Source organism: Kitasatospora sp. NPDC088548, from assembly GCF_044753005.1.
Taxonomy (GTDB): Bacteria; Actinomycetota; Actinomycetes; order Streptomycetales; family Streptomycetaceae; genus Kitasatospora.
This window is the reverse complement of sequence record NZ_JBIVMI010000039.1, coordinates 57,117-73,011: the sequence shown is the minus strand read 5'-3', so window position 1 is coordinate 73,011 and position 15,895 is coordinate 57,117. Positions and strand designations below refer to the sequence as shown.

At 73.1% G+C, this 15,895-nt stretch carries 14 protein-coding genes, 1 tRNA gene and 1 pseudogene; 8 read left to right on the top strand and 8 right to left on the bottom strand.

Going from position 1 to position 15,895, the window contains the following annotated elements:
- Positions 1 to 207 (bottom strand): annotated as a pseudogene (locus ACIP82_RS34535) (hypothetical protein); the annotation flags it as partial.
- Positions 208 to 504: 297 nt separating this feature from the next.
- On the opposite strand from ACIP82_RS34535, the gene ACIP82_RS34530 reads away from it, so the two are divergent.
- The 3 genes from ACIP82_RS34530 (at position 505) to ACIP82_RS34520 (ending at position 2,084) form a co-directional block, all read left to right on the top strand.
- Positions 505 to 589: transfer RNA gene (locus ACIP82_RS34530), tRNA-Leu, on the top strand.
- Between the two features lie 139 nt (positions 590 to 728).
- On the top strand, positions 729 to 1,628 hold the full coding sequence (locus ACIP82_RS34525; RefSeq protein WP_363607390.1) for a Bax inhibitor-1/YccA family protein: 900 nt from the start codon (positions 729 to 731) through the stop codon (positions 1,626 to 1,628).
- Between the two features lie 78 nt (positions 1,629 to 1,706).
- On the top strand, positions 1,707 to 2,084 hold the full coding sequence (locus tag ACIP82_RS34520; protein WP_400659205.1) for a hypothetical protein: 378 nt from the start codon (positions 1,707 to 1,709) through the stop codon (positions 2,082 to 2,084).
- 100 nt (positions 2,085 to 2,184) lie between these two features.
- Here ACIP82_RS34520 and ACIP82_RS34515 read toward each other — a convergent pair whose 3' ends face one another.
- The 3 genes from ACIP82_RS34515 to ACIP82_RS34505 all read right to left on the bottom strand — a co-directional run bounded on the left by ACIP82_RS34515 (position 2,185) and on the right by ACIP82_RS34505 (position 5,844).
- A complete protein-coding gene (locus ACIP82_RS34515; RefSeq protein WP_400659203.1) occupies positions 2,185 to 3,138 on the bottom strand; it encodes a hypothetical protein in 954 nt (317 codons plus the stop codon).
- Between the two features lie 291 nt (positions 3,139 to 3,429).
- Positions 3,430 to 4,650, bottom strand: a complete 1,221-nt coding sequence (locus ACIP82_RS34510; RefSeq protein ID WP_400659201.1) for an acetyl-CoA C-acetyltransferase — start codon at positions 4,648 to 4,650, stop codon at positions 3,430 to 3,432.
- Between the two features lie 111 nt (positions 4,651 to 4,761).
- Complete coding sequence (locus ACIP82_RS34505; protein WP_400659199.1) at positions 4,762 to 5,844, bottom strand: SGNH/GDSL hydrolase family protein; 1,083 nt, start codon at positions 5,842 to 5,844, stop codon at positions 4,762 to 4,764.
- Positions 5,845 to 6,057: 213 nt separating this feature from the next.
- Here ACIP82_RS34505 and ACIP82_RS34500 point away from each other — a divergent pair, with 213 nt between their 5' ends.
- The 4 genes from ACIP82_RS34500 to ACIP82_RS34485 all read left to right on the top strand — a co-directional run bounded on the left by ACIP82_RS34500 (position 6,058) and on the right by ACIP82_RS34485 (position 10,390).
- On the top strand, positions 6,058 to 7,458 hold the full coding sequence (locus tag ACIP82_RS34500) for a cystathionine beta-synthase (RefSeq protein ID WP_363607395.1): 1,401 nt from the start codon (positions 6,058 to 6,060) through the stop codon (positions 7,456 to 7,458).
- 511 nt (positions 7,459 to 7,969) lie between these two features.
- A complete protein-coding gene (locus ACIP82_RS34495; RefSeq protein WP_400659197.1) occupies positions 7,970 to 8,317 on the top strand; it encodes a hypothetical protein in 348 nt (115 codons plus the stop codon).
- Positions 8,318 to 8,492: 175 nt separating this feature from the next.
- The gene (locus ACIP82_RS34490) at positions 8,493 to 9,821 is read left to right on the top strand and encodes an Ig-like domain-containing protein (protein WP_400659195.1); all 1,329 of its coding nucleotides are present in this window, start codon (positions 8,493 to 8,495) and stop codon (positions 9,819 to 9,821) included.
- 77 nt (positions 9,822 to 9,898) lie between these two features.
- Positions 9,899 to 10,390: a DUF1203 domain-containing protein gene (locus ACIP82_RS34485; RefSeq protein ID WP_400659193.1), complete on the top strand. Its 492-nt coding sequence runs from the start codon at positions 9,899 to 9,901 to the stop codon at positions 10,388 to 10,390.
- Positions 10,391 to 10,520: 130 nt separating this feature from the next.
- Here ACIP82_RS34485 and msrA read toward each other — a convergent pair whose 3' ends face one another.
- The 3 genes from msrA to ACIP82_RS34470 form a co-directional block, all read right to left on the bottom strand.
- Entirely contained in the window at positions 10,521 to 11,186 is a 666-nt protein-coding gene (msrA, locus tag ACIP82_RS34480) for a peptide-methionine (S)-S-oxide reductase MsrA (RefSeq protein WP_363607399.1), read from the bottom strand.
- Between the two features lie 96 nt (positions 11,187 to 11,282).
- Positions 11,283 to 12,416, bottom strand: a complete 1,134-nt coding sequence (locus ACIP82_RS34475) for a hypothetical protein (RefSeq protein WP_400659191.1) — start codon at positions 12,414 to 12,416, stop codon at positions 11,283 to 11,285.
- Positions 12,417 to 12,456: 40 nt separating this feature from the next.
- The gene (locus ACIP82_RS34470) at positions 12,457 to 14,073 is read right to left on the bottom strand and encodes a M48 family metalloprotease (RefSeq protein WP_400659189.1); all 1,617 of its coding nucleotides are present in this window, start codon (positions 14,071 to 14,073) and stop codon (positions 12,457 to 12,459) included.
- A gap of 177 nt (positions 14,074 to 14,250) precedes the next feature.
- Between ACIP82_RS34470 and ACIP82_RS34465 the strand changes: the two genes are divergently transcribed.
- Positions 14,251 to 15,405, top strand: coding sequence for a cystathionine gamma-synthase (locus ACIP82_RS34465; RefSeq protein ID WP_400659187.1), 1,155 nt, complete (start codon positions 14,251 to 14,253; stop codon positions 15,403 to 15,405).
- On the opposite strand, the gene ACIP82_RS34460 is transcribed toward ACIP82_RS34465, so the two are convergent.
- On the bottom strand, positions 15,402 to 15,887 hold the full coding sequence (locus ACIP82_RS34460) for a MarR family transcriptional regulator (protein WP_363607403.1): 486 nt from the start codon (positions 15,885 to 15,887) through the stop codon (positions 15,402 to 15,404). The genes ACIP82_RS34465 and ACIP82_RS34460 overlap by 4 nt on opposite strands.
- Positions 15,888 to 15,895 lie beyond the last annotated feature (8 nt).

Below are 15,895 nucleotides of genomic sequence, written 5' to 3'. Positions count from 1 at the left end.
GTCGAGGGCGACGACGCGGGTCTCCCCCTCCCCGTAGACCTTGTTCAGACCGGTGGCGCGGGCGGCCGCCCGGCCGGTACGGACGGCGGTTGCGGTCGACGTGGTCACGGGGGTGCTCCTTGGGGTCGCGGGATGCGGGGGGAGGTGCCGGGGCGCCGGGAGGCAGCCGGCCGGCCGGGCCCCGGGGGGTTCCGGCCGTACCTCCATGCTCCGCTGCGTGATCATGGTTTCTCGTCGCTCCGCCGGACGGTTGGCCTGACCACCGCTGGGCGTACTCCCTGGTAAGGCCCTCATCCTTCGGTATGACACGGACCCTGACCGGGGACCGGTGGCCGGATCGCACGCCCTGGGTGGCCAAATCACGAACTGTTCGTCAGATGGCAAGGAAACATGACAACTTCCCTGGCTGGGAACATGCGAAAGAGGGAGGCGGGAGACTAGGCTCAGGGGTGGCCTGCACGGGGGTGGAGCACCACCTCCGGCCGGGCTCGGGCAGGTCCGCAGGCCCGGATGGTGGAACGCAGACACGGGCAGCTTAAAACTGCTTGGCCGCGAGGCCGTGCCGGTTCGAGTCCGGCTCCGGGCACCACTCGACGTCGCGGGGGCGCCTTCCGGCGCCCCCGCCGGGCGTCCTCCGGCGGATCATCCTCGCGGCGTATCCCGATTTCTTTGCCAAGCCATTACCCTGGTGGTCGGGCGGCGCTGTGCCGCCACGGAGGGAATGAGCAATGAGAAGCAGCAACCCGGTCTTCTCGCGGGAGGGGTCCTTCACCCGCGAGCCCGGCTACGCGGGTTTCGGCACCACCACGCAGGCCCCGCCGGCCGGGAGCCCGTACGCCGCAGACCCCCACAACCAGAGCAATCCGTACGGCAACAACCCGTACGCCCAGCAGTCGCAGGGGCAGGGGCCGCTGACCGACGAGCAGCTGGTCGAGATGTACCGGGCGCCGTCGGCCGGTCCGCTGGCGACGGGTCGGATGACGCTCGACGACGTGGTCGCGCGTACCGCCATGACGCTGCTCACCCTGGTCGCCGCCGGTGCGGTGGCCTGGTTCGCGCTGCCGGGCGAGAACTACGGCTACGCGGTGGGCGCCGGCCTGGTGGCCTTCGTGGTCGGCATGGTCGTCTCCTTCAAGCGGAGCGTCAGCCCGCCGCTGATCCTGCTCTACGCGGGTCTGGAGGGCTTTGCCCTCGGTGCCGTGACCAAGGTGTTCAACACCCTCTGGCCGGGCATCGCGATCCAGGCGGTGCTGGGCACCGCGGCGGTCTTCGCGGCGATGCTGATCGCCTACAAGACCGGCCGGATCCGGGTCACGCCCCGCTACACGCGGATCGGCATCGCGATCGCCATGGGCTTCGTGCTGCTGATGGTGATCAACATGGTCGCGTCGATGTTCGGCGCGGAGATGGGTCTGCGCTCCGGCCCGCTGGGCATCGTGGTCGGCCTGGTCGGCATCGGCCTGGGCGCCTTCTTCCTCTCGCTGGACTTCGCCGCCATCGAGGAGGCCATCGCCCAGGGCGCTCCGCAGAAGGAGTCCTGGCGGGCCGCCTTCGGGCTCACCCTCTCGCTGGTCTGGATCTACGTCGAGATGCTGCGGCTGATCGCGATCCTGCGCGGCGACGACTGATCCCCGCCGCACCCGCGCACTGCCGCCGGGCCCGGAGCCTCCCGCTCCGGGCCCGGCGGCTTTCGTTAGGCTCGCGGTATGCCCGAAGCAGCCTCTCTCACCGAAGCCGTCGACTCCCTGGCGGATCGTTTCCGCTCGATGCCGCAGAGCCGGCTGCTGGGCGCGGTGCCCGGCCACGACTCGCGGGCGGCCGCCGGACTGGCGCTGGCCCGGCGGCTGGCGGCGGTGGCGCTGGCGGCGGAGGGCGGGCCGGCGCGGGAGTTCCCGGACGCCGGGGCGTTCGCCGTCGGGGACCAGCTGGCGGTGGCCGGGCACGATCTGGCGGCCGCGCTGGCCGCCCTGCCCGAGGGCGCAGGGGTGCCGCTCCCGGCACCGGCGGCCGGGCCTGCCCCCGTCCCGGTGGTGCTGGCCGAGACCCTGGCCGCGGTGGCGGCGACGGCGGCGCTCTGCGCCTGAGGCGTACGGCCCGGGCGGTACCGGACCCGGGCGGACCCGGACAGGCCGAAGGCCGGCCGGGTCGGTAACCCCATGACCCGGCCGGCCTTCTGGTGTGCGGTCAGATGCTCGCGACCACCCGGTCGGCGAGCACGTACACGGCGTCCTCGTCGGTGGAGAAGGTCAGCGAGTACGAGCCGGAGAACCGCGAACCGCCGAGCAGCCGGACGTCCTCGCCCGCCCGGACCGCGTCGATCAGCCGGTAGGCCGCCTCCCGGTCGCCGGGGGCGACGCAGAGCGTGGTGCCGTCGGCGAAGGCGTACACGTCCAGCGTGCCGAGCGGGCCGGGGCGGACGTCCACCAGTGCGACGCCCTCCTCGGCGAGCGTGGTCAGCCGGGTGTCGGTCCACTCGCGGGACGGCGCCTGGCTGGGGACGAAGTCGGGGTGCGAGGGGTGGCGGCGGGGGTCGGGCATGGTCACCGGCGCGTCCTCGACGGCGGGTTCGGCGTCCAGCAGCCCGGCCTCCAGACCGGTGGCCAGCAGGTCGGCCTCCCGGCGGGCCCGGGCGTCGCCGCCGGCCTCGCCGGACGGCGCACCGGCCGGGTGGCCCGGGCGCAGCGGAGCACCGCCCTCGGTGTCGGGGCCGGCGGCGACCGGTCCGACGACGCCCTCGTTGATCAGGCCCTCCAGCGCGGAGCGCAACGCCTCGCCGAACTCCGGGTCCATGGTGCCCGAGTGGTCGGCGGCGTCCTGCGGGCCGGTGGGGCGGGGAAAGAAGAGCGGCCACTCGTCGGTGCCGCCGAGCACACCGGCGAAGGGGGAGTCGAACAATGGCGCGTCCTCGGCCGCGCGGGCCTCCTGCTCGGCCCAGAACGCCCGGGCCTCGGTGATCTCCCGCTCGCGGTCGGCGGCGAGCGCCTCGGCGACGGCCCGGCGTATCGCGGCCTCGTCGACCGGCGCGGGTACGGCCGTGGCCTGCGCGTCCAACCGGCGGGAGAGCCCTCGGAGACGGAGCAGCACGGCGGTCGACACGGCGATCAGGATCAGCAGCAGGATGGTGTAGACGGCGCTCACGGAACGTACTCCTAGCGAGGAGCGGAACGGGGTTACCTCTCCACACTGCCGCATGCGGGGCCGTTACCGCAGGGGCGAATGTCCAATTTGTCCACGACCTTCGCCTTTGTCCTCAAATTGTTAGGTAACACCGTTCTACGCTGCGGAGTTGATCCGCTCCGCACTGTCGATTTCCGGGCCCAAAACGACAGAATCGAGGGCCGGATCGACCTCTGAATGTGATCCGGCCCTCAATTACTCTGCGTCACTCCAAATGGGTGGTCTGGACCCTTGGGGGTTGACGGCGGAGGGTCAGCCGAGCCGCTCGACGACCATCGCCATGCCCTGGCCGCCGCCCACGCACATGGTCTCCAGGCCGAACTGCTTGTCGTGCCACTGCAGGGAGTTGATCAGCGTCGTGGTGATCCGGGCGCCGGTCATGCCGAAGGGGTGGCCCACCGCGATCGCGCCGCCGTTGACGTTCAGTCGGTCCAGGTCGATGCCCAGATCCCGGTAGGACGGGATGACCTGGGCCGCGAAGGCCTCGTTGATCTCGACCAGGTCGATGTCACCGATGGTCAGCCCGGCGCGCCTGAGCGCCTGTCGGGACGCCTCGACCGGGCCGTAGCCCATGATCTCCGGGGAGAGGGCGCTGACGCCGGTGGAGACCACCCGGGCGAGCGGGGTGATGCCCAGTTCGCGGGCCTTGGTGTCGGACATGACGACCAGCGCGGCGGCGCCGTCGTTCAGCGGGCAGCAGTTACCGGCGGTCACGGTGCCGTCCGGCCGGAAGACCGGCTTCAGGCCCGAGACGCCCTCCAGCGTGACGCCCGCGCGGGGGCCGTCGTCCGCGCTGACCACGGTGCCGTCCGGCAGCGTGACCGGGGTGATCTCGCGCTCCCAGAAGCCGGCCTTGACGGCGGCCTCGGCGAGGTTCTGCGAGCGGACGCCGAACTCGTCCTGCTCGGCCCGGGTGATGCCCTTGAGCGCGGCCAGGTTCTCGGCGGTCTGGCCCATCGCGATGTAGGCGTCCGGCAGCAGGCCGTCCGCGCGCGGGTCGTGCCACTCGCCGCCGCCCTCCTCGGCGCGCCTGGCGGTGCGGGCCCGGGCCTCGTCGAAGAGCGGGTTCATGGTGCCCGGCATGCCGTCCGAGGTGCCGTGGACGCTGCGCGAGACGGTCTCCACGCCGGCCGAGACGAAGATGTCGCCCTCGCCGGCCCTGATCGCGTGCAGCGCCATCCTGGTGGTCTGCAGCGAGGACGAGCAGTAGCGGGTGACGGTCGTGCCGGGCAGGTAGTCCATGCCCATCTGCACGGCCACGATCCGGGCCAGGTTGTGGCCCTGCTCGCCGCCGGGCAGGCCGCAGCCGAGCATCAGGTCGTCGATCTCGCGCGGGTCGAGCTGGGGGACCTTGGCCAGTGCGGCGCCGATGACGTGCGCGGTCAGGTCGTCCGGGCGGACGTCCTTGAGCGAGCCCTTGAAGGCCCGGCCGATCGGCGAACGGGCGGCGCTGACGATGACGGCTTCGGGCATGGCGGGCTCCTCGCTGAGTGACCTTCGGGCTGCGGCCGCCCGGGCGGTGGCCCGGCGGGTGGCCGGGACGGTCCGGGTGGACGTCCGGGAGGAAAGTTACCGTCTGGTAGTTCAGGCGTCACCAGCCCCGGCGTGTGAGCTGGCCGACGTGTTCCCGGTGTCCGGCCCGGGCCCGCCCCGCGGCTCCTCGGCGGCCCACGGGCCGGGCAGGCCGACCCGTAGCCGCTGCCGCAGCAGCGCCCAGCGCCGGGCCGCGCCCTCGGCGCCGACGGCCGCCACCTCGGAACCGGCCCGGCCCGCCGCGGCCGCCGCGGCCACCGCCACCGGCAGCACCGTCGCGCCCGGGAGCGTCCCGGCCGGCCGCTCCTCCTCGGGCCAGAGGCCGAGCGCGGCGCAGACCGAGGGCAGCACGGCCATCGAGGCCGTCGCGTAGCCCTGGGCCGACGGGTGGTAGCGGTCGGCGGCGAACATCTCCGGCCGGGCCGCGAACTCCGGCCCGAGCAGCGAGCCCAGCGAGACCGTCCGGCCGCCCGCCCCCACCACCGCGATGGTCTGCGCGGCGGCCAGCTGCCGGCTCAGCCGGCGGGCCACCCAGCGCAGCGGAGGGCGGACCGGCTTGATCGTGCCGAGGTCGGGGCAGGTGCCGACGACCACCTCGCACCCGTTGGCCCGCAGTGCCGCGACCGCCTCGCCGAGCTGGCGCACCGAGGCCTGGGCCGGGCTGTGCCGGGTGACGTCATTGGCGCCGACCATGATCACCGCGATGTCGGGGCGGTGCGGCAGGGCCTGCTCCAGCTGGCCGGAGAGATCGGCCGAGCGCCCGCCCGGGCGGGCCACGTTGACCAGCCGGACCGGCCGCTCCGCCACCGAGGCGAGGCCCGCCGCGAGCAGCGCCCCCGGGGTCTCGCGGGCGCGCAGCACACCGAGCCCGGCGGCGGTGGAGTCACCGAGGAAGGCGAGCACCAGCGGTGGCCGCGGCCCGGCGGCGGCGTCCGCGAAGGCCTCGCCGTACACGCCGTCGGCCTTGGGCGGGTTCGTGTCCAGGACGCCGATGGCCTGGACGGCCAGCTTGCTCTCCGTCAGCAGCACCCCCACCAGCCCCACGCCCAGCAGGCCGAGCCCGCCTCCGCCGTACGCCGCCGCGGTGGCGATCCGCCGGGCCACCCGGGCCCGCGACTCCTGTGCCCCTGGCATTCGGTGCCCCCTTCGCGTCCTCGTGCCGCCCCCGACGGGGCCACTCCAGCGCCTGTACACCTCTTCTACCCGCCGCCGGCCGCGCGCTATCGGCCGGCGGCGTCCATCCGGGGCCGGCCGGCGGCCACGCGCTGCGGGCGGACGTGGTGATTCCGGGGCCCTACGCTTTGGGTACCGAATGCACTCGCATGCCCACAGACCGGGAGGACCCCCGTGCGGTACCACAACTCGATCATCGACCTGGTCGGCAACACGCCACTGGTCAAGCTGAACAAGGTCACCGAGGGCATCAGCGCGACAGTGCTGGCGAAGGTCGAGTACTTCAACCCCGGCGGCTCGGTGAAGGACCGCATCGCGATGCGCATGATCGAGGCCGCCGAGGCCTCGGGCGCGCTGAAGCCGGGTGGCACGATCGTGGAGCCGACCTCCGGCAACACGGGCGTCGGGCTGGCGATCGTGGCCCAGCAGAAGGGCTACAAGTGCATCTTCGTCTGCCCGGACAAGGTGTCCACCGACAAGATCAACACGCTGCGCGCGTACGGTGCCGAGGTGGTGGTCTGTCCGACCGCCGTCGCGCCCGAGCATCCGGACTCCTACTACAACGTCTCCGACCGGCTGGTCCGTGAGACGCCCAACGCCTGGAAGCCGGACCAGTACTCCAACCCGGACAACCCGGCCTCGCACTACCACTCCACCGGTCCGGAGCTGTGGGAGCAGACCGAGGGGCGGATCACCCACTTCGTGGCGGGCGTCGGCACCGGCGGCACCATCTCCGGCACCGGCAACTACCTGAAGGAGGTCTCCGGCGGCAAGGTCAAGGTGATCGGCGCCGACCCGGAGGGCTCGGTCTACTCGGGCGGCACCGGCCGGCCGTACCTGGTCGAGGGCGTCGGTGAGGACTTCTGGCCGACCGCCTACGACCGCAGCGTCGCGGACGGGATCGTCGCCGTCTCCGACAAGGACTCCTTCCAGATGACCCGCCGCCTGGCCAAGGAGGAGGGCCTGCTGGTCGGCGGCTCCTGCGGGATGGCCGTGGTCGCCGCGCTGGAGGTGGCCAAGGAGCTCGGCCCGGACGACGTCGTCGTGGTGCTGCTGCCGGACGGCGGCCGCGGCTACCTGTCCAAGATCTTCAACGACGACTGGATGGCCGACTACGGCTTCCTGCCGTCGTCCACCGACGAGGCGCACATCAGCGAGGTGCTGGCCCGCAAGAACGCCATCGAGCACGAGGGCATCCCGCAGTTCGTCCACATGCACCCCAACGAGACGGTCGCCGAGGCGGTGCGGGTGCTGCGCGAGTACGGCGTCTCGCAGATGCCGGTGGTCTCCCCGGGCGCCGGGCACCCCGACATCATGGCCGGCGAGGTGATCGGCTCGGTGGTGGAGAAGCTGCTGCTGGAGGGCGTCTTCGCGAACGAGATCACGCTGACCGACACCCTGGACAAGGTGATGTCCAAGCCGCTGCCGGTGGTCGGCTCGGGCGAGACCGTCACCAACCTGATGACGGTGCTGGAGAAGGCCGACGCGGCGGTGGTGCTGGTGGAGGGCAAGCCGCAGGGCATCGTCACCCGCCAGGACCTGCTGGGCTTCCTCACCGGCCGCGCCGCGCACTGACGCGCGGTCACCCCGTGGACTGGGCCGGTCGGCTGAAGATTCGTCCACGGCCCACGTGGTACACCGGCGTCACCTGCCCGCAGCACGTGGTTAACAAGGGTCGGGCATGGTGGTGTCAACGGCAAGACGCCGCACGAGGCGACGGCAACCGTCCGGGAGCGGCTCCCCGGCGACCGCGGTCGGCTCCGGACACGTCGGTCGGCCCTGACCCGGCCGGCTGTGTCCTTGGCCCTCCTTGCCCGGCATCGGGCAGGAGGGGCCCACTCCTTGCCCGGCATCGGGCAGGAGGGGCCCACTTCTCGCCCGGCATCGGGCAAGGAGGGGCCACTGTGGGAGACGCCGTCGTCCCGCCCCTGTCCGGCTTCGGCCGGTGGACAGGGTGCGGCGGCTCCCGCGGCATCCACCGCGCCGTCCGGCGCGTCTCCGCGGCTCCCGGGTGGGGGAGCCCAGACGGAGGCGGCAGGGCCGGTCCCTCTCCGGAGGGGCCGGCCCTTCCCGTACCCTCGCACGCATGACCAGCACTGAAACGACCGGCCAGGACGCACCGCGCTACGTCCGGCTCAGCATCGAGCTCATCGCCGAGATCACCGACGAGCAGGCGCTCAAGAACGCCGCCCTGAAGCAGGTGGCGGACGACGAGTACCTCGACGACGAGGAGCGCGCCCAGTCCGTCGAGGCCATCGACGTGGACCCGTCGGGTTCGCTCGCCCACTTCATCGACCCGGTCGCCCTCCTCGGCGACGTCCCGGGCGTGGAGCTCGCCTCGGCGACCTGGGAGTCCGCGCAGACCGAGTTCGACCCCGAGGGGGACGGCTGGGACGAGTACACGGTGGACGAGTCCGGCGAGTCCGCCGAGTAGTCGTCACGACGTGTGACCGCCCGGTCTGCTCACCGCAGACCGGGCGCTTTGCCCATATTTGGCGGGAAATTGAGTCGTCTCATACGATCGCTACCCGTCGGTGGTGGAACCGTGAAGGGGCGGATTGCGTTTCTGTATCCGTAATGCCCGGGATGATCAGCAGGGAGAAGACGACGTGACGGCACGGGACGCGCAGGGCCGGGCAGGCGGCGGAAACTGGAGCCGGCGCGGCGTGCTGGCGGGCCTGATCGGAGCGCCGGTCCTGCTGCTGGCGGCCTGCAACGACAGCAAGAGCACCGGGAACGCCACCACCGGCGGGAACGCCGCAGGCGGGAGGACCCCGGCCGCGGACGGCACCGGCGGCACCGGTGGCACCGGCACCACCGAAAGCCCGGCCACCAGCGCGAGCGCCAGCACCCCGCCGAAGACCTCGGCGGCCGTCATCACCGTCACCCCCGCCGACGGCGCCACCGGGGCCAGCTTCAGCGAGCCGGTCAAGGTCACCGTCGCCGACGGCACCCTCGGCTCGGTCACGGTCACCGACTCCACCGGCAAGGCGCTGGCCGGCCAGCTCTCCTCCGACGGCACCAGCTGGACCTCCGCCGCGGCCCCGGCCAGCGGCACCAAGTACACCGTCGCCGCCACCGCCACCGACAAGGACAAGCGCGAGGCGAACGCCAACGCCGCCTTCACCACGGCGACCCCGGCCAACACCTTCGTCGGCTACTTCACCCCCGAGGACGGCTCCGTCGTCGGCGTCGGCATGCCGGTGTCGATCAACTTCAGCAAGCCGGTCACCGACCGCAAGACCGTCCAGCAGGCGATCACCGTCATAGCCGAGCCGGGCGTCGAGATCGTCGGGCACTGGTTCTCCAGCACCCGCCTCGACTTCCGGCCGCAGGACTACTGGGCCAAGGGCACCAAGGTCACCGTCAAGCTCCGGCTCAAGGACGTCCAGGGCGCCAAGGGCGTCTACGGCACCCAGTCCAAGGACGTCCGCTTCACCATCGGCCGGGCGCAGACCAGCGTCGCCGACCTCGCCACCAAGAAGCTCACCGTCACCACCGACGGCCAGGTCAGCGCCGTCTACGCGATCTCCGGCGGCGCGCCCGAGTTCCGCACCTGGGGCGGCAAGATGGTCATCTCCGAGCAGTTCCAGCAGACCCGGATGAACTCGCAGACCGTCGGCCTCGGCAGCGAGTACGACATCGCCGACGTGCCGCACGCCCAGCGGCTGACCACCTCGGGCACCTTCATCCACGGCAACTACTGGTCCCCGTCGACGATCTTCGGCGGCCAGAACACCAGCCACGGCTGCGTCGGCCTGCGGGACGCCCAGGGCGGCCAGGACGCCGCCAAGGACGGCTACAAGTTCTACAAGAGCTCGATGATCGGTGACGTGGTCGAGGTCGTGAACTCCGGCGACAAGACCGTCGAGCCGTCCAACGGCCTCAACGGCTGGAACCTGGGCTGGGCCGCCTGGAAGGCCGGCAGCGCGATCTGACCGCGCTCCGGGCGGACGGCGAACGCCACGGCCGAAACCCGCCGGACTCCGGGCGGCCGGGGCGCCAGGGTGGAGGCATGACCACAACCACCACACCCGCCCTGGCCGTCCGCCCGATCGACCCGGCCGTCCTCGCGGCGCTGCGGGAGCGCGACGACGCGGGCCGCCCGCCGGTGCCGGCCGGGAACGAGGACGGCGGCGCCCCGCTGCGCTGCTGCCTGACCCGGGCCAGGCCCGGCGAGGCGATCCTGCTGACCGGCTACGCGCCGCTGCGCCGCTGGGCCGCCGAGACCGGTGCCGACCCGGGCCCGTACGACGAGACCGGTCCGGTCTTCGTGCACGCCGGACCGTGCCCCGGGGCCGGGGACGCCTGGCCGACCGGCTTCCACGGCGGCGAGCGGGTGCTGCGCGCCTACGACCGGCGTGGGCACATCCTGCGCGGTGTGCCGGTCACCCCGGACACCGCCGAGGCCGCCGCCACCGAGCTGCTGGCCGACCCGGAGGTGGCCGTGGTGCACGTCCGGGCACTGCACTTCGGCTGCTTCCTGCACGAGGTCCGGAGGGCCTGAACCGGCCGGTGGATCAGCGCTCGGCGTAGTCGGCGAAGCCCTGCCGGTCGATGAAGACGCAGGGCTCGTCGCCGACCACCCGGGCGTCGTGCCCGGCCGGGCAGACCATGACGTCACCCGGGCCGCCCGGTCAGCCCCCGGTGCGGGCGACGCCGATCGGGCAGCTCGCGCCGGTGCCGCCGAGGCCGCAGTAGCCGTTCGGGTTCTTGGCGTCGGACAGGTACTGCTGGTGGTACGGCTCGGCCGGGTAGAACGGGCCGGCCGGAGCGATCTCGGTGGTGACGGGGCCGAGGCCGATCGCGGTCAGCGCCGGCTGGAAGGCGTCCCGGGTGGCGGTCGCGGCTTCCTGCTGGGCCGGGGAGTGGGTGTAGACGGCGGACCGGTACTGGGTGCCCACGTCGTTGCCCTGGCGGTTGCCCTGCGTCGGGTCGTGCGACTCCCAGAAGGTCTTCAGCAGCCGCTCGTACGAGATCACCGCCGGGTCGTAGACCACCCGGACCGCCTCGGTGTGCCCGGTCAGCCCGCTGCACACCTCCTCGTACGTCGGGTTGGGGGTGTACCCGCCCTGGTAGCCGACCAGCGTCGTCCAGACGCCGGGCAGGCGCCAGAACGTCCGCTCGGCGCCCCAGAAGCAGCCGAGCCCGAAGTCGGCCACCTCCAGCCCGTCCGGGTACGGCCCGGTGAGCGGGTGCCCGAGCACGGTGTGCGGCTCGCGCAGGGCGAAGGACGGCTCCGGCCGGCCGGGCAGCGCCTGGTCGGGAGGGACGAGCGAGGTCTTGTGACGGTTGAACAGCACGGCCTGCTCCAACTGGTCGGCAAGGATGGCAGACAGTCCAACGCCGACGGCCGCCACCGGATTCCGGAGGCGGCCGCGAGCGGGTGGGGCAGGGGGTCAGGCGGAGGCCCCGGCGGCCTTCGTCGAGGCCTTGACGGCGTCGATCCGGGTGTCGACGAAGTGCTGCCTGGGGTCGTCGTACCAGGCGGCCCACGGCTGGGGGATGAACCGGCCCAGCGCGCGGTACTGCTCCATCGCCTCGGTGGCCCGGCCGGCGCGGGTCAGCGCGAAGGCGAGCCAGCCCCGGGCGTACAGGATCCGGTGGTGGCCGGGGTCGGCGGCGGCCAGGTCGGCGAGCGCGGCGTCGAGCGCGGCGCCCACCTCGGGCCGCTGCCAGGCGGTGCGCTTCTCGTCGTCCCGGGCGAACTGCTCGTAGTACGCCTCCAGCCTCATCGGTGCCAGCAGGCTGCCGGCCGGCGCCGCGGCGACGGCCTCGTCGATGAACCCGTGCATCAGCTCGTGGCTGCCCCGCCACTTGGCGCACCAGTACTGCAGGGCCCGGTTGTGGGCCGCCCAGTGGTACGGGTCGCGCTTGACGATCTCGGACCACAGTGCCCCGAACCGGTCGTGGTCCCAGCCGAGGCCCATCGCGATGGAGAGCTGGGTCGCCCAGGGGTTCGGGTCGTCGGGGGCCAGCGCGGCCGCCTCGGCGGAAGCCTCCTCGGCCTCCCGCAGCACCCGGTGGAATCCCGCGAACTGCTCGGCGGACACCTGCCGGGCGGCCGAGCCGGTGCGGATGTTCCAGGCCAGCAGGACCAGCGCGTCGGCGTGCAGCAGTGCGGCGGTCGGGTCCTCGGGCCGTTCCTCGCGCCAGGCCCGCAGCCAGGTGTCGTCCTCGGCGGCCAGCTGCGACAGCGGGCGCATCCGCCGCACCCGGGCGTCGGCGTTCGCGCCGCCGGCCAGGTACGCGGCGGCCGGCCGCCAGTCGCCCGACTCGGCGGCCCGGAGCGCGGCCAGCTCCTCGGGGCCCGGCTCGCCCTCCACGACCAGCTCGCTGCCCAGCAGCAGGCCGTGCTCGGCCGGGGTGATGGTGTTGCCGGCGCGCTCCTCCTCGGCGAGCCGCCCCTCGTGGCGGGCGATGGCGGCCCTGGCCCGCTCCAGCTGGGCCAGCTTGCGCTTGGCGAGCCGGGTCATGACCACGGGGAACAGCAGGGCCAGTCCGACGAAGGCCAGGACGATGATGCCGATCACAGATGTTCTTCCGGACAGCGGGGAAAGGACGGCGGAACGGTCAGGCCGAGGCGGGCTCGGCCGCGCCGGCGAGCAGGGCACGCAGCGGCGCGGTGTCCGGCCGGTCGGCGCAGGCGGAGTCGAGGGCCCGGTCGAGGGCGTCGGCCATGCCCTCGGGCAGGCGCAGCTCGGCCGAGCGCGACCAGGAGAACTCCCAGGAGGCCAGGCCGCTTTCGACGAGGGCCACCACGAAGGCGTGGCCGAGCTCCTCGCGCAGCACGGGGCGGGCGAACTCGCGGGCGGCCCGGCCGGTGGCGGCGGCCGCCTGCTCGCTCTTCGGCAGCAGGTCGGTGAACTCCCACGCCCGGCCGCCGTCGACGGCGTCGAGCAGGCCGTGGACCGTGGGCGGCAGGCCCAGCCCGGTCAGCGCCCGGCAGGCCGGACCGGCCGCCTCACGGGCGTGCGCCAGCATGGCCGTCCGTACCAGCTCCGGCCATTCCACCCGCTGCTTGCCGGCGGCCTCCGGGACCAGGCTGACGACCTCCAGCTCGACGAGGACGCGCTCGGCGTCGTGCAGCAGGGCGAAGGCGGGCCCGGTCGCACCGGCGCCGCGGCCGTCGTCGGGCAGTGCCTCGACGGCGGCGACCCGGCGGTCGATCGGCGGGTGCGAGTCGTACGGGTCGGGCTCGTGCTCGGGCAGGCCGAGGGCGAGATCGGCCAGCTCCTGGCGACGCTTCGGGTCGCTCAGCAGGTGGGCGAGGCCGCCGTAGAACTGGCCGGGCGGCGGGAGCAGACCGGCGCCCCAGCCGAGGGTGGCGTAGCCGTTGAGGTAGAAGCCCTGGGCGGCGTCCAGCACCGGGACCTTTCGCAGCGCGGAGGCGGTGGCCTCGCGGCCGGCCAGCCGGGCGGCCACCAGGTCGGCGGCGTACTCCTGACGGCGGCTGACCGACTCGGAGACCCGGAAGTACAGCTTCGCGTACAGGGTGAAGAGCTTGGCCAGCACCCGGTCGACGCCGCCGGTGGCCTTCTCCTCGGACGGCTTGCGGCCCTTGGCGATCCGCTTCTCGGCCTTGGCCTGGAGCTTGGCGGCCTCCTCGGCCTTGTGCGCGTCGGCGCTCTGGTGCAGGTCTCCGACGGCGCGCAGGATCGCGGTACGGCCGGCCACGGTGATACCGGCCAGCCGGACGTCCTGGTTGCTGTAGTGGCCGAACTCGTGGGCCAGGACGGCCTCCAGCTCGCCCTCGGTGAGGCCCATCAACAGCGGGGTGCCGATCACCAGATGGCGCTTGCCGGGCAGCAGGCCGAGCAGCCTGGTCTCCTCCAGCACACCCGCGTTGACGTCAGGGACGAGCCGGATCTCGGCCGGGCCGCGGACGCCGGTCCGCTCGGCGACGCGGTCCACCACGGCCCAGATCGCGGGCTGCTGTTCGCGGTCGGCGGGCACCCCGGGCAGCTCTCCGCCGTCCTCGCGACTACGGGTCAGGAAGACCGCCCGGACCACGGGGTAGGCGACGAGGGCGGTGAGCGCCCAGATCTTGAGCACGCCCGGGTTCACGTGGCCGGCGGCCTGGTACAGGCCGATGTCGAGAACGATCAGGCCCACGACGATGCCGAGGGCGAGCAGGTAGAAGCCGGCGAGCATCACCACGGCGGTCAGGGCTCTGGTGGACGTGCTCATGCCGGTGGGATGCTGGGGCGCGCCCATGCGGTGGTCCTCCCCCGAAGGGTGCCGCAGGGTGCGGCGCTGGTGAACATGTGTACGGTGCGTGCAGATCGTAGCGGCCGGGTGTGACGAGCTGCACCGGGCTTTCGCTCTGACCGGGCTTCGACGCATTTGCGCACTACCCTCAGTGCTATGACCGAGCACCAGCTTCCCCAGGGCTTCGAGACTCTCGCCATCCACGCGGGTCAGGAAGCAGACCCCCAGACCGGGGCCGTCGTCACGCCGATCTACCAGGTGTCCACCTACAAGCAGGACGGGGTGGGCGGCCTGCGGGGCGGTTACGAGTACAGCCGCAGCGCCAACCCCACCCGTACCGCGCTGGAGGAGTGCCTCGCGGCGCTGGAGGGCGGCGCGCGCGGGCTCGCCTTCGCCTCCGGCCTGGCCGCCGAGGACACCCTGCTGCGCACCGTCCTCAAGCCGGGCGACCACATCGTGATCCCCAACGACGCCTACGGCGGCACCTTCCGGCTCTTCGCCAAGGTGCTGACCCGCTGGGGCGTCGAGTTCTCCGTCGCCAACACCCAGGACCTGGCGACCGTCCGCGAGGCGCTGCGCCCCAACACCCGCGCGGTCTGGGTGGAGACCCCGTCCAACCCGCTGCTGGGCATCACCGACCTGGCCGCGCTCGCCGAGATCGCGCACGGCGCCGGCGCGCTGCTGGTGGTCGACAACACCTTCGCCAGCCCGTACCTGCAGCAGCCGATCTCGCTCGGCGCGGACGCGGTCGTGCACTCCACCACCAAGTACATGGGCGGCCACTCGGACGTGGTCGGCGGTGCGCTGGTGCTGGCCGACGCGGGCCTCGGCGAGGAGGTCGCGTACCACCAGAACGCGATGGGCGCGGTCGCCGGGCCATTCGACGCGTGGCTGGTGCTGCGCGGCATCAAGACCCTCGGCGTGCGGATGGACCGGCACAGCTCCAACGCGGAGAAGGTCGCCGAGCTGCTGGCCGGCCACCCCGAGGTCAGCCAGGTGCTCTACCCGGGCCTGCCCGAGCACCCCGGCCACGACATCGCCGCCAAGCAGATGAAGGCGTTCGGCGGCATGGTCTCCTTCCGCGTCAAGGGCGGCGAGGAGGCGGCGGTCGAGGTCTGCAACCGCGCGGAGCTGTTCACCCTCGGTGAGTCGCTGGGCGGCGTCGAGTCGCTGATCGAGCACCCGGGCCGGATGACGCACGCCTCGGTGGCCGGTTCGGCCCTGGAGGTGCCCGCCGACCTGGTCCGCGTCTCGGTCGGCATCGAGTCGATCGACGACCTGCTGGCGGACCTCCGGCAGGCGCTGGGTTAGTCCTGCCGCCCTGGCCGGTCCGCGGTGTACGACTCCATCGCGTGGTTGAAGCGGGCCAGCAGGGCGCAGAACGCGCGTTGTTCCTCGGGTGGCCAGCCGGCCACCAGGCGGCGGGTCAACTCGGCCCGTCCGTCCTGCACTTCGGCCAGCCGGCGGGCGCCGAGCGGGGTCAGTGCGAGCCGTACGGCACGGCGGTCGGCCGGGTCCTGGACCCGGCCGACCAGGCCGGCCGCCACCAGCGGGGCGACCTGCCGGGTGACTGTGGAGGAGTCGACGCCCAGGGCGTCGGCCAGCGCCTTCACATTGGCGGGCCCGTGCCGCTCCAGGCGGTCGAGCAGGAGATAGGCGGCGCGGTCCAGCGCGCCGACGCCGTCGGAGGTCCGGACCTGTTCCATCCGGCGGGCGAACACCGCCAGATGGTACTGGAGTTGGGCGTGCACGGGGTCGGTGCGGTCGGTGGCCTGGGGCGAGGTCGTCGTCATCGCGGCTC